11 protein-coding genes are annotated in these 12,797 nt (G+C 65.9%); 6 read left to right on the forward strand and 5 right to left on the reverse strand.

Features of this window, described 5'->3' with window-relative positions:
• Positions 1-5 precede the first annotated feature (5 nt).
• A complete protein-coding gene (locus LWF01_RS11265; RefSeq protein WP_349637487.1) occupies positions 6-476 on the forward strand; it encodes a metallopeptidase family protein in 471 nt (156 codons plus the stop codon).
• Here the strand turns inward: LWF01_RS11265 and LWF01_RS11270 are convergent.
• Genes LWF01_RS11270 through LWF01_RS19280 form a run of 3 tightly spaced genes read right to left on the reverse strand, consistent with a single transcriptional unit; the run spans position 473 to position 5,771 of the window.
• Positions 473-2,134, reverse strand: coding sequence for a DUF5719 family protein (locus LWF01_RS11270; protein ID WP_349637488.1), 1,662 nt, complete (start codon positions 2,132-2,134; stop codon positions 473-475). The two genes, LWF01_RS11265 and LWF01_RS11270, sit on opposite strands and share 4 nt — an antisense overlap.
• Positions 2,131-5,511 carry a glycosyltransferase family 2 protein gene (locus tag LWF01_RS11275; protein ID WP_349637489.1) on the reverse strand — a complete coding sequence of 1,127 codons (3,381 nt, stop codon included), beginning with the start codon at positions 5,509-5,511 and terminating at the stop codon, positions 2,131-2,133. The genes LWF01_RS11270 and LWF01_RS11275 overlap by 4 nt, the downstream gene beginning before the upstream one ends.
• The gene (locus LWF01_RS19280; RefSeq protein WP_432762022.1) at positions 5,508-5,771 is read right to left on the reverse strand and encodes a WhiB family transcriptional regulator; all 264 of its coding nucleotides are present in this window, start codon (positions 5,769-5,771) and stop codon (positions 5,508-5,510) included. The genes LWF01_RS11275 and LWF01_RS19280 overlap by 4 nt, the downstream gene beginning before the upstream one ends.
• A gap of 470 nt (positions 5,772-6,241) precedes the next feature.
• Here LWF01_RS19280 and LWF01_RS11285 point away from each other — a divergent pair, with 470 nt between their 5' ends.
• The 5 genes from LWF01_RS11285 (at position 6,242) to LWF01_RS11305 (ending at position 10,516) form a co-directional block, all read left to right on the forward strand.
• Complete coding sequence (locus tag LWF01_RS11285; RefSeq protein WP_349637491.1) at positions 6,242-7,096, forward strand: 2-phospho-L-lactate transferase CofD family protein; 855 nt, start codon at positions 6,242-6,244, stop codon at positions 7,094-7,096.
• Entirely contained in the window at positions 7,093-8,247 is a 1,155-nt protein-coding gene (gene cofE / locus LWF01_RS11290) for a coenzyme F420-0:L-glutamate ligase (RefSeq protein WP_349637492.1), read from the forward strand. Before LWF01_RS11285 ends, cofE begins: the two co-directional genes overlap by 4 nt.
• A 22-nt stretch (positions 8,248-8,269) precedes the next feature.
• Entirely contained in the window at positions 8,270-8,989 is a 720-nt protein-coding gene (locus LWF01_RS11295) for a TIGR03089 family protein (protein WP_349637493.1), read from the forward strand.
• Between the two features lie 63 nt (positions 8,990-9,052).
• Positions 9,053-9,853, forward strand: coding sequence for a CoA transferase subunit A (locus LWF01_RS11300; RefSeq protein ID WP_349637494.1), 801 nt, complete (start codon positions 9,053-9,055; stop codon positions 9,851-9,853).
• 3 nt (positions 9,854-9,856) lie between these two features.
• Positions 9,857-10,516, forward strand: coding sequence for a CoA transferase subunit B (locus tag LWF01_RS11305; RefSeq protein ID WP_349637495.1), 660 nt, complete (start codon positions 9,857-9,859; stop codon positions 10,514-10,516).
• Positions 10,517-10,528: 12 nt separating this feature from the next.
• Here LWF01_RS11305 and galE read toward each other — a convergent pair whose 3' ends face one another.
• Together galE and manA are read right to left on the reverse strand one after the other, a co-directional pair.
• Positions 10,529-11,494: a UDP-glucose 4-epimerase GalE gene (galE, locus tag LWF01_RS11310; RefSeq protein WP_349637496.1), complete on the reverse strand. Its 966-nt coding sequence runs from the start codon at positions 11,492-11,494 to the stop codon at positions 10,529-10,531.
• A gap of 5 nt (positions 11,495-11,499) precedes the next feature.
• The gene (gene manA / locus LWF01_RS11315) at positions 11,500-12,765 is read right to left on the reverse strand and encodes a mannose-6-phosphate isomerase, class I (RefSeq protein ID WP_349637497.1); all 1,266 of its coding nucleotides are present in this window, start codon (positions 12,763-12,765) and stop codon (positions 11,500-11,502) included.
• Between the last annotated feature and the right edge of the window lie 32 nt (positions 12,766-12,797).

Consider the following 12,797-nt stretch of genomic DNA (forward strand, 5'->3'; position numbering starts at 1 on the left):
CAGGTATGGCTCGTCACGACCGTGCAAAGGGGACTCGTTCCCTGCACACTCCGCCGATCAAGCTACAGCGTCGGCGGGAGCGGCACGGCCGCGGACTCCGGGGAACCTTGTTGCGGCCGCCGGTGCCTGCGGCACGGAGCCGGGCAGACCGGTTCGATCAGCTGGTACTCGATGCCGCCCATCGCCTTCGGCGGACCTGGGCCGAGCAGATGGCCGGCCTGCAGTTCGCGGTCGAGACCGTCCCGCCGGTCGATCCGGCGCCCTGGGAGTTCGGCCAGGTTCCGCTCGGCCGGCTGTATCCGGGCGACGACAGGCAGCCGCCGCACATCGTGGTCTATCGCCGGCCGGTCGAAACCCGCGCTGCCGACCCGGACGACCTTGCCGAATTGGTGCACGACGTCGTGGTCGAACAGGTCGCTGCCCTGCTGGGCATGGAACCCGAACAGATAGACCCGGGGTACGCGGGAGGCAGCTAGTTCGCAATCCGGACGTCGACCGAGCTGCCGCCTGGCGGACTGGCCGGCACCGGCATCGCCGAGATCAGCTCGCCGCCATCGCTGTCCGCCGTGACAACCGTCGCTCCAATCACCCTGGCAGACCCTTCAGCGGGGGTTAACAGAACTGCGGCCGGTTTCTTTCCCTGCGCCACGAATTCAGCGGGATTGAGCGACACGGTAGTACTTGCCGGCACGTCGACAGTTCGAGCGTCGCCGAGCACGCCGTCGGAGCCGACACCGCGCACGACGACCGATCCTTCACCGTCGAGCGCGGTCAGGTCGACGGTCGAGGCCACACCGGATGGCAGTACCGCCTGCTGTTCCCCGGCTAGCGCCTGCGTCGACCCGATCCAGGCGAAATCAGTTGCCCCTTCCGGTGCCTGGTCCGACTCGGAGCCCTGCCGGGCGATTCGGGCGGAGGCGACGATGGGCACATCCGAGCTGAGTTCCGCGCCGTAAACGCCATCCGGAACACTGCTCAACGGAATGTCGATAACGCTCTCGCCGGAAACTTCGGCGGTGCTTCGTTCACCGAGGTCGATGATTCCGTCACTGCCATAGAGTTTCAGCGAGACCCTGGCCGGGGCCGAACCCGGAACGCCGATCCTGAGGGCGGCACCTGCATCCTGGTACTGCGGGTCTGACGACGGCTTCGTGCGAAGCGCGATTCCCGGAATGTACTGGCTTGTCGCCGGGCGCGCGCTGGGGCCGACGAAGTCAACGCCTCCTGGCTGCAGACCACGCAGCACACTGTGCTGCATTGCGGCCGAGACCAGGCCGCCACGAGAACTGACGTGCACGGCCAACTGGCCCTGGTCCGGAGCCAATCCTTCCAGCAGAACTGACCGTCCTGCCCCGGGAGCGACTAGCAGATCCTCGGCGCCGGACACCTCGACCCGGCCTTCGGCGCCATAAACGTCGACAGTCACGGTCGAGGCCGTTTCGGTCGGATTGGAAACGATCAGCCTGCTGGACCGGCCGACCTCGGTGGAACCGCCAACCAACCAGAAGTCGGAACCGCCACGCGCGCACTGCTCCGTTGCCAATCCGCGCAGGTCGCCTTCGGTCGCGAGAGACCCCTGTACCGCGCCAACCTGCGCGGGGACGGCGTCGGCCACCGTGCCGTTAACCCGCAAACCCGCGGTCAGCTTCCTGTTGGCCACGACCCGTGCCTGGCTGGCCGCGTCACCTGTCGCCAGGGTCTCGCCGAGCCGGTCAGTGCCGAGCGCGTTGACCGTGAACTGCGAGGAGTCGGCTGTTGCGCTATCCGTGCCGGCGCCGAACGGCGAGGAGACCACGTCGAACCAGTTTCTGGAATCCGAGGCGTCTGGGGCGAACTCGGTATCGGTACCCTCGGCATCGCCCGAGCTGAGGCCGGCAGGACCGGCACACGCGGTGATGAGGTCGGCGGCCGGTACCGGCACCGCGGCAGCGCCGCGAGCGTCGGAGTCGGTCCCTGGCAGATAGAGGCTACCGGCCGCAGCGAGGGCGCCGACCGCCACAACTGCTCCGGCGACCGAGAAGGTCCTGGAGAGCACCCTGGAGCGTTTCGCCTGCCTGGTTCTGATCTCGCGCCGGTTCGCGGCTGACTTTTTGCCTGACTTCTGCGCTGGTTCGGGGCCATTTCTATCGGTCATGACTCGTCACCTCCTGCCGTTACTGGGACCGGAGTCGTCGATCGGATCCGGGTTCCGCTGCCGCCGGCCGGAGCGCGGCGCCGACCTGGCAGCGGGATGGCCAGCAGCACCGCAAGCAACAGGACGATTCCCTGGCCGATCGGCCAGAGCCAGCCGAATCGTGGCGAGTGCTTGATAACCAGATCGCCGCCATCCGCCGGCAACTCGAAGCTCTGCGCCCAGCCGTCGGAGCCGGCCGCAAGTTCCTTACCGTTCAGCCAGGCGCGCCAGCCGTCGTCTGCCCGCTCGGCCAGCACGATCGTCCGCGGAGATTCGGCATCCGGTACCCGGGCGTCGACCGTCACCGCCTTGCTGGCGACGACGCCGAGCTGGCGGCCGTCGGAGTCCAGAATCCGGACCCTGGCCGGACGATCCGGCGCCGCACCCTGTGCATCGTCTCCGCTCGTGCCGGGCTCGACCCGCCATAGCAGGCCAACGCTGGTATTTCCTACTCTGGTCAGTCCGGCGCAGGTGTCGATTGCCGCCGAGATCGAGTCGTTCAGAGACCCGAACTCCTGCTCGGCGGCGACCTTCTCGGCGGGTTCAATTCCTCGCGGCGGCGCATTGACCCCTCGTGGCTCGCTCATCGCGTCGGAGAGTACGACGAATCCAATGCCGAGACCGGACATTACCGGACGAGGATCGCCCCCTGATCCCGCGGTCACGGCGGCGATCGCTGCGCCCAGTTGGGCTTGGGCGTCGTCGAGTCCGGCGGCCTTCTGCTGCCCCGGGGCTCCACTCACCGAGCGGGCATTGACAACCGCGGAGGTCGAGGCGATCGTCTGGCCGTCCGCGCGAAGCAACTGCCCGGTCAGCTCACCATCGACGTGGCTCAACATCAGCGTGCGGGTTCGGTCGGATCCGAGCCCCTGGTCGCCGGCAACTGCGGGGATCGCCAGGCCGGCGGTCCTGGTAAGTTTCGAGTCCGGCGCGGCCTGCGTCAGGTTCTGCCCGGTCCAGACGCCGATCGCCGTCAATGGGCCAAGCACCGCAAGCACGGCCAGCACCGCGACCGCTGGCCGAAGCGTGCGGCTGATTCGGGGGGCCGACAGTCTGCGTCTGAGGTTCAGGCTTCCGGCCACACTCGCGGCCAGTAGTCCTCCGCCAAGCAGGCTGACGCCGCTCCCGGGCCAACTGGCGACGAGCTGATCGGCTGTCGATCCAACGGCGATCTGTCCGCTGACGATTGCGGTTGCGAGGCCGAGCAGGACAGCAAACCAGCTGAGTCTGATTCCGCGGGCGACGGAGCCACTGCGCAGCAGCGCAAGGATGGCAACCAGGACAACCGGCGCCCAGACCACAATCGGAACTATTTCGCCGAGTCCGCCCAGCAGGGCGTCCAACCAGGGCCAGGGCGCTACCTGAACAGGTTGCAGCAGCACCTGCTGCCATGCCGGCGCAGGTGTCGAGGCGAGCAGCGCACCGGGATCCGCAGCTATAAGACGCGGGTTCCTGACCAGCTCGACCAGATACGGGCCGAATAGCGCAAGCGACGGGATGAGCAGCCACGGCACTGTTTTCTTGCGCCCTTTGGGGGCGGCGATTGCAAGTACCACGACAAGAACGGCTATCGCAGGGAGCAGCGCGGGCGCTCCGGCACTGACGCCCGCCAGGGCAAGCCCTCCGGCGGCCGCGGCCGACCATGACGGAATCCCGGAGGTTCCCGGACGCCCGGTGTAGCGCCAGGCGCGCGCGGCACCGATCGCCCGGACCATGCCTAGAACGCACCACGGAAGCAGGACGTGTGCCAGGATCGCACCCAGCCGTCCCTCGTTGATGGCCAATGTCAGGGGCGGCATCGCAGCCCAGACCAGGGCAGTCCAGGACCGGACGCCGCGCGAGCCGGTGACGCAGCCGGCAGCGACCCAGGCACCGAGTCCGGCCAGTGGCAGCGCGCAGACAAGTAGTGCGGTGACGGCAACCGACGGCGAGCCGCCAGCCAGCAGGCTCAGCGGAACCAGCGCGGCCAGAAATGGGTCCGCCGCCGCTGGGTGGCCAAGGCCGGCGATGTTCCAGTTACTGACCGCCGACCAGTTCAGCTGCCCAAGAGTCAGCGTTGCTTCCTTGAGTGCTCCGCCGACGACATGTCCTTCGCCGATCAGCCGGAACAGCGCGAGGACACCCAGGATCGCGAGTGCGAAAACTGTGAGCACGGCTGGATGCGTCCAGATTCGCCGGCGCGGCGCGCCGAGGGTATCGAGCGGGGAGAATTCCTCCACCACCCCAGAGGTGTCGCCCGCTGTCGCGGACGAATCGTGCACGTAAGTTTCCTGGTGGCTCGTGCTGGCATCCGGGTCTGCGTCCCGCGCTATCGGAGCGGTCGCCATGTTCTCCCGGATGGTGCGCCACACGTCTCTCGGTTCGGCGTACAGGGCGGAAAGCGACGATCGCGGGGCGCTGCGGGTTCGGCGGGCACGTCTGCGCGACGTCGCCAATCGACCCGGTCGGATGACGGCGTCGATGCTGCCGCCGATCTCCCGGCCGGCGCTTCCCGGCTCTTTGGCGGCAATCCGGAACAAGGCAAGGCCGAGACCGGAGAGCAGGCTGATCACGATATGGAATGGCAGCAGGAATGCCGGCGCGTGCACCAGCCGGCTGAAGATCATATTCCGGCGCTCGGTCCGCATCACCGAGTGATCCAGGGCACCGCCGGAACGCAGGCCATTACTCGCCGCCTCGGCGTGGAACATTCTGGCGTTCGGCACCACCTCGACCCGGTGGCCTGCAAGTCGCGCGCGTTTGCAGAGGTCGATGTCGTCGTGGAAAAGCCGGAGGTTGTGGTCCAGACCGCCCAGCGCGTCCCACACATCCCGCCGGATAAGCATGCCGGCGCTGTTGACCGCGAGCACATCGGAACGCGAGTCGTACTGTCCCTGGTCGACCTCGCCTGGCGATAGCAACGTCATCCGGCGGCCCCACCGGCTCGTGGTCAGCCCGACATCACGGAGCAGCTTGGGATCGTCCCAGTCAAGCTGCTTGCAGCCGACGACAGCGACCGACGGCGCCAGGTCGACGGCTATCAGCAGCTGCTCGAGCGCGTGGACATCCGGTGCCGAGTCGTCGTGGATCAGCCACAGCCATTCCCGGGCGGCATCCTCGACCGGCGGCAACGATTCGATGGCGCGGGCAACCGCGGCGCCGAAAGCAGTGGTGCGCGGGACACCGACCACCTGGTCGACATTTTGCTCGAGGAGTTCACTGCTCGAGTCCCGGGATCCGGTGTCGACGCCGACAGTAAAGTCGAGCGGTCGACTCTGCGCGCGAAGCGCTGCCAGCGTCCGCGGAAGGTACGCCTCGCCGTCGTGGGAAACTACGACGGCGGTAACACGAAGACTCACACAGCTCGTTTCTTCAATTTGCGGCGTTCACGCTCGGAAAGCCCACCCCAGATACCAAACCGTTCGTCATTCTCGAGCGCGTACTCCAGGCATTCCGAGCGCACGTCGCATGTGGTGCACACCCGCTTTGCCTCACGGGTCGATCCACCCTTCTCCGGAAAGAAGGCCTCCGGATCGGTCTGCGCGCACAACGCTTCATCCTGCCAGCCCAGCCTGCCGACCTCTGCCGGACCGCCGAAAAGCAGTGACAGCGGAGCGATCTCGGTGACCGGCTGCTTAACCGGCTCCAGCCCGACCGGGTCGACACTCAGCGGATCCGGCGTAAATGACGGCCGAGGTGTGGTTGGATCAACAAACCAGTCTTCGGCGAGGCGAGAGCCTACTCCGGTTTGTGGTTCGGCGAGCTCTTCTGCCCGCTTCTCAGCAAACCCCACGATGCTTCCCCCTTCGCCAAGAAAATCGTCCTCAACATCAAACGATTCGATGTCTTACATAAATGAAATTACATGCGTGTCATTGCACCTAAGTCAAGCCCCGGACTGATAGAGAACTACAGGGGGAAGTCCCCTAGCCAAGACGAAGCGAACTCGTGTTCTATAAGGCGACCCTACCTGTCCCCACAGGTTGTGTAGACACCAGCCTCGAAGCACAAGCTGTGGTGTTTTGAGAGGTACGTCCCATCCGCTTCAGCGTTGCGAAAAAAATCTCAAGAAAATGACAAGATCTAACTATGCACATCACCGTTCTGGCGGCCACGTCTGCTGACGTCGAGCTGATACTCGCGCTACGCGATGCGGAGCCCGATCACAGCGTCACAGTCGTTGCGAATACAGCAAGCGACCTGACAGTGCACGGACTCCGTTCCTGCCCGGATCTGGACGCCCTGATGTACGCGATGCCGAGCGCGGTCCGAACCACCGATTCCGGCGCCGTGCACCGGGAGCTGACCGGCTACGGAGTCGATGGGCTCTGGTACGAGCTGACCGACCGGGAGATGGCGACGCTGATCCTTCGTACCAGGCTGCTCGGCCTGGGATACTCGCTCTCCCAGGTGACACAGGCGCTGTCTGCCCGGTGGAACCCGCCGTACGCGCTGCTCCCGTTGAGCGACGACCCGATCGAAACCCACGTCGTCCTGGCCGACGACGGCGCCGAGCGCCCAGCGGTTGCCGTGCACGTCCAGCAATGGCTGAGCGGCGGCAGACAACAGCAGCCGCAACGACTGGCATTTTCCGGGCTCGACACGGCCACCACAGCTCCCGGGGTTCTGGACGCGATCAGAAAGTCGGATATCGTGATCCTCTCCCAGCGTGGCGACCCGGAACTGACGCTAGTCCCGGCACTGCAACTGCCCGGAGTCAAGGAGGCATTGCGAGGTACCCGCGGACTGGTGCTCGGCCTGGCCGGAGACAAGACCTGGCACTCCCCCGGCAAGGCCACCGCCGACGAGCTTGTCGCCGAGTGGTCGGCCGAGCGAAACCCTCCAGCGCTGGCGTCCTGGATCCTGGCACACCCGGTAAAGACGAACCAGGTCCCAGCGAAGCAGCAGTTATGGCCGGGGCCGGATGAGTTGGGCCGGGGATGAGCACCGACGATGCGCTGCTGATCTCACTGTTTGCGGTACCGAAGATTCCGGAGATTCAGGCCGGCGACAATCTCGCGATAGTGATCTCCCGATCCATCCGTGCGGCCGGAATCGAGCTGCGCGACGGTGATATCGTCACTGTTGCCTCGAAGGTCGTCGCGAAGGCTGAGGGGCGATTCGTTCCGATCGCCACCAGGGCCGACCGGGAAGGACTGATCACCGAACAAAGCCATCGGGTAGTGGCCGAGCGATCCTCATCCGGGGGCATCACCCAGATCGTGGAGTCCGCGGCAGGCCCGGTGATGGCTGCCGCCGGCATCGACACGTCCAACGTTCCGACCGGCTACGCCCTGCTGCTTCCGCATGACGCGGATAGCTCGGCCGCGGCGATCCGCAACGGGTTGCATGAACGTTTCGGGGTGGACCTCGGCGTGATCGTTACCGACACATCCTCGCGGCCCTGGCGCCAGGGGGTTACCGACTTCGCCCTTGGCTCCTCAGGCGTCGTACTGCTCGACGATCTCCGCGGCAGGCAGGATGCGCTTGGTTCCGAGTTGAAGGTAACGGTTCGGGCGCTCGCAGATGAGATTGCTTCGGCCGCGGACCTGGTCAAGGAGAAGTCACGTGGCCTGCCGGTGGCTCTGGTTCGCGGACTCGGACGATGGGTAGTCTCGGGCGGCGTCGGCGGCCAGGACTCCGGATCGCTGAATCGTACGGAGGCGACCGACTGGTTCCGATTCGGCCATGTCGAGGCGATCCGGTCCAGCCTTGGCCTGCGGACCGGCGAGGTCGACCCGCCACCTGCCGACGCCGACCACGACGACGTGCCTTCCAGGGTCAACCGCGCCATCGCGGTGGCCACCGCCGGCACATCTCCGCTTCCCGGTCTGGCCGCGTGGAGTCTCCGGTCCCGCTCGGCCGGCGCCGTCGTCCGGATATCGCTGTCCGAGGGTGGCCTGCACCGGCTCGAAGCCAGCGAACCGGGCGCCCATCCGCTGATGGTCGCAACTCTTGCCCTTGGTTCCCTGATCCAGCGGCTCGAGACCGCGCTCTGGGCCGAGGGCCTGACCGGCCGGCCGCACACAAGTTGGCGGCCGGATGGGCGGGTCGACGTCGTCGAGGTTCACGTCGCGACCAGGCGACAGCACTGATCAATCATCGAGAGGCTCCACCATGAGTTTTCCGCATAGTCTGCTCGCCCGGATTCGGGCAAGCAGCTCACCAAGCATCGTCTGGTACGGCGAATCAGCCGAACGCATCGAGCTTTCCGGCCGGGTGCTGGATAACTGGGTGGCTAAAACCGCCAACCTCCTCGCCGACGAACTGGACGTCCAGCCGGGCGATCGCGTCATGCTGGCGACCGGCACGCATTGGCGGACGCTGGTCTTTGCCTTAGCCGCCTGGGCGGTCGGAGCGGAGGTCGTGACGTCACGAGCCGACCAGGGAGAACCCGGCGAGCTGCCCCGAGCCGACGTTCTCTTCACAACGGACCCGGTCCGGTATGCGGACAGGGCCGAAACCGTACTCGCCGTCGCACTGCCGGGGCTGGCGATGACCTTCGGCGGCGATCCCGGCGCTGCACTGGATTACAACACCGAGGTGCGGAACCAGCCGGATGTGTTCACGCCGCTGCACCCGGACGATCCGGCGGCGGCCGCGCTCTCGACCGTTCCAGCCGGCGAAGCGGCGCCGAGGACATACCGGCAGCTGGCCGAGGAGACCGGCGACCAGTCCCCCGCCCGGAGCCGCCTCGTTGCGGCGGGCACCCCGGTGGCGGACTTCCTGATCGGCGCGATCGCCGACCTGGGATGCGGAGAGACCATCGTGGCCACCAGCTGCACCGTCGCCGATGAACTGGCCGCGATCAGGGCGGCGGAGCGCATCGCGGACTGAGGAACTTGCAGGCCGGACCGCCCGAGGCGAATGCCGCGCCAGGCTGCATGGCAGGATTAAGCCATGGACAAAGTGGTCAGAAGCGCTGCCGAGGCAGTCGCTGATATTCCAGACGGATCGTCATTGGCTGTCGGCGGATTCGGGCTGTGCGGCATTCCCACGGTGCTGATCCAGGCACTGCTTGAGCAGGGCGCCGGCGACCTCGAAGCCGTGTCGAACAACGCGGGCGTGGACGGCGCCGGGCTCGGCCTGCTGCTGGGTGCCCACCGGCTCCGGCGGATCATCGCTTCGTACGTCGGCGAGAACAAGGAGTTCGCCCGCCAGTACCTCAGCGGCGAGTTGGAGGTCGAGCTCACGCCACAAGGCACGCTGGCAGAACGGCTTCGGGCCGGCGGGTCCGGCATCCCGGGTTTCTACACCATAACCGGCGCTGGAACGCAGGTTGCCGAGGGCGGCCTGCCCTGGAAGTACGACGCGCAAGGTTCGGTCGTGATCGCGTCACCGCCGAAAGACACCCGGGTGTTCTCGACCTTTGGCGAGGAAATGACCTACGTGCTCGAAGAAGCGATCGCCACCGACTTCGCCCTGGTGCGGGCAGCGATCGGCGACCGGCACGGCAATCTCGTCTTCCATGCTTCGGCCCGCAACTTCAACCCAGTTGCCGCGATGGCGGGAAAGATCACAATCGCCGAGGTCGAGAAGCTGGTGGAACCTGGCGAGATCGATCCACACGATGTGCACCTGCCTGGTGTCTACGTGCACCGCGTGATCGAGCTCACGCCCGAGCAGGCGGCGGCCAAGAGCATCGAGAAACTTACCGTGCGGGAATCCCCTGCTGGATCAGACGAAGTAACCGGGGGCTGAACGATGGCGTTGACACGAAACCAGATGGCTGCCCGCGCGGCCGCCGAACTCAGCGACGGCTCATACGTCAACCTCGGGATCGGCCTGCCAACGCTGGTACCGAACTATGTCCGCGACGATGCCACACTCGTGCTGCAATCAGAGAACGGACTACTCGGCGTCGGGCCGTACCCGGTCCGCGGCACAGAGGATCCCGATCTGATCAACGCGGGCAAGGAAACCGTCACCATGCTGCCCGGAGCCTCATACTTCGACTCGGCGACCAGCTTCGGCATGATCCGCGGCGGCAAGATCGATGCCGCCATCCTCGGGGCGATGCAGGTGTCCAGCGCTGGCGACATCGCGAACTGGATGATCCCGGGCAAGATGGTCAAGGGCATGGGCGGCGCGATGGACCTGGTGCACGGCGCCAAGCGGGTGATAGTGCTGATGGAACACGTCGCCAAGGACGGCAGCCACAAGATCGTCACCGAGTGCACACTTCCACTCACCGGCAAGAAAGTGGTTCATCGGATCATTACCGACATCGCCGTGATCGATGTGGATGAAGATGGCCTGACTCTGGTCGAGGTCGCCCAGGGCGTCTCGGTCGACGAGGTTCAGGAGAAGACCGGCCCGGAACTCATCATCGGCGACTTCTCCGAGATTCCTGTGCTGACTTAGCGCCTGAGCGAGCTACTGCGCAGCCTGCTCCTGCGCCCGCCATGCGCTGGCAACCATATCGTCCAGGGTGTGTCGCATCCTCCAGTCCAGGTCGCGGGCGGCGAGATTTCCGGAGGCCACGATCCGGGCTGGGTCCCCGGGGCGCCGGGCGGCTTCCAGCGGCTGGAAATCGATCCCGGTAACCCTGGCGACAGCAGCCATGATTTCCCGCACCGAGACACCGTCGCCCGAGCCGAGGTTGTACACCGGCTCGAGTTCCTCGCCGTTCAGCAGCCTGCGGGCGGCGACCACATGAGACGTGGCGAGATCCGCGACGTGCACGTAGTCACGCACGCAGGTTCCATCCGGCGTCGGGTAGTCCGTGCCGTTGATTCGCGGGGTTCCGCCGCTGGTCAGGGCGGTTAGCACCAGCGGAAACAGGTTGTGCGGGCTGCTGTCGAAGAGTTCGGGGGCTCCGGAACCGACGACGTTGAAGTACCGCAGCGAGGTGTGCCGCAGGCCGACTGCGCGTGCCTGATCTCGGATTAGCCACTCCCCGATCAGCTTGCTCTCGCCGTAGGGTGATTCCGGCGCGGCCGGGGTCTGCTCGGTGACGATATCCACATCGGGCGTGCCGTACGTGGCCGCGGACGACGAGAACACGATGTTGCCGACATCCTCTGCCGCCATCGCCTCCAGCAGGGCAGCCGTTCCGGTGACGTTCTGTTGGTAGGCCAGCAGTGGCTTGTCGACCGACACTCCGGCGTACTTGAATCCGGCCAGGTGAATGACTCCGGACACGTTGTGCTCGCGCAGAACGTCGCGCACCGCGTCCACATCCAGGATGCTCGCCTCTGCAAACGGCACATCGTCCGGAACGAAGTCACGGTGCCCGCTGGACAGCGAGTCGATCACGACCGCATTCATGCCTTGTTCGCGCAGGGCCTTGACCACATGCGCCCCGATGTATCCGGCCCCGCCGGTGACCAACCAACTCATAGCTTTTACTTCCTTGCCGTGTCTGTCGCGTCTGCCATGCCTGCCGTACCGGATGGACGCTGCTTACCGGCGCCTGCTCGCTGGCCGACCGTGGTGATGAACAGCGTGCCGTGCCCGCTGATCCGCACATCGGTTTCCTCTGCACCGACGAAGAATGAAACGCCTTTGCCGACCTTGAGCTGCTTTCCCTGTCCGGAGCTCAGGGTCAAGTCACCGTCGATACAGAGGCCGACAGCGGGACCGTTGTGCTCCAGCGGCGCCTGTCCGTCGGTGAGCACAATCCGCTGAAGCTGGAACTCACGCACTGCCGGCGCGATCACCGTGCTGTGGGCGATGGAAGACTGGCGCTCCAGGCGGACCGGAAACGGATGAAAGTCGAGGACCCTGAGCAGTTCCGGGATGTCGATGTTCTTGGTCGTAAGGCCACCGCGCAGCACGTTATCCGATGCAGCCATCACCTCGACCGCAAGTCCGCTCAGGTAGGCGTGAATGTTCCCGGCCGGAAGCGTCAACGCCTGCCCCGGGTGAAGCACAACCCGGTTCATGAAGAGAGAAAGCAGGATGCCTGGGTCGTTCGGATACTGCTTCGAAAGCTCAATCACCGTCGCAATCGACGGACGAAGATCGTCATCGGCCGCCTCGACCAGCTCGATAGCCTGGCCGGAGATGGCAGCAGTCAGCCGCTCGACGTCGGCGCCGCCTTCCAGGATTCTCCGCACGCAGCTCTCGATGGCGGCAGCGGCATCGTCATCGGCCAGGGCCGCGCACAGCTCCTGCAGGACGGGGCCGTCGGAGCTGAAAAGCTCCAGCGTGCTCAAGGTCTCACCGACCGGGCGGAAGCCGCAGAGCGCATGAAACTCGGTCAGCGCATAGACCATTTCCGGCTTGTGGTAGGGATCCTTGAAGTTGCGGCCGGCTGCATCGCGCGGCACCCCGGCAAATTCCTCGCTCGCGTAGCCATCCGCTGCCTGCTCTGCGCTGGGATGCGCCTGAATCGACAATGCCGTTCCCGCGCTCAGCAGCTTCATCAGGAATGGAAGCCGATCGCCGAACTCCTCGCGAACAGCCGAGCCGAGAGTTTGCCCCGGGTGCTGTGCGATGTAGACGTCCAGCGTCGCATTCAGCTCGGGAAGGTGCGACGGAGCGCCGGGGTGGGCGCCGATCCAGAGCTCAGCCTGCGGCGACCCGTCCGGCTCGCGGCCTAGGATCTCGGGGATGCCGCTCGTTGCACCCCAATCGTAGTTGCGGATCGTGTTCTCTAGCAGGTGCAAGCGATTCTCTCCGTCTGACGTCATTTCCCCGT

Source organism: Saxibacter everestensis (assembly GCF_025787225.1).
GTDB lineage: Bacteria > Actinomycetota > Actinomycetes > Actinomycetales > Brevibacteriaceae > Saxibacter > Saxibacter everestensis.

Coding starts and splice junctions, on each gene's coding strand:
- LWF01_RS11265 (WP_349637487.1), top strand. CDS start 6: ATGGCTCGTCACGACCGTGCAAAGGGGACTCGTTCCCTGCACACTCCG.
- LWF01_RS11270 (WP_349637488.1), bottom strand. CDS start 2,134: ATGACCGATAGAAATGGCCCCGAACCAGCGCAGAAGTCAGGCAAAAAG.
- LWF01_RS11285 (WP_349637491.1), top strand. CDS start 6,242: ATGCACATCACCGTTCTGGCGGCCACGTCTGCTGACGTCGAGCTGATA.
- cofE (WP_349637492.1), top strand. CDS start 7,093: ATGAGCACCGACGATGCGCTGCTGATCTCACTGTTTGCGGTACCGAAG.
- LWF01_RS11295 (WP_349637493.1), top strand. CDS start 8,270: ATGAGTTTTCCGCATAGTCTGCTCGCCCGGATTCGGGCAAGCAGCTCA.
- LWF01_RS11300 (WP_349637494.1), top strand. CDS start 9,053: ATGGACAAAGTGGTCAGAAGCGCTGCCGAGGCAGTCGCTGATATTCCA.
- LWF01_RS11305 (WP_349637495.1), top strand. CDS start 9,857: ATGGCGTTGACACGAAACCAGATGGCTGCCCGCGCGGCCGCCGAACTC.
- galE (WP_349637496.1), bottom strand. CDS start 11,494: ATGAGTTGGTTGGTCACCGGCGGGGCCGGATACATCGGGGCGCATGTG.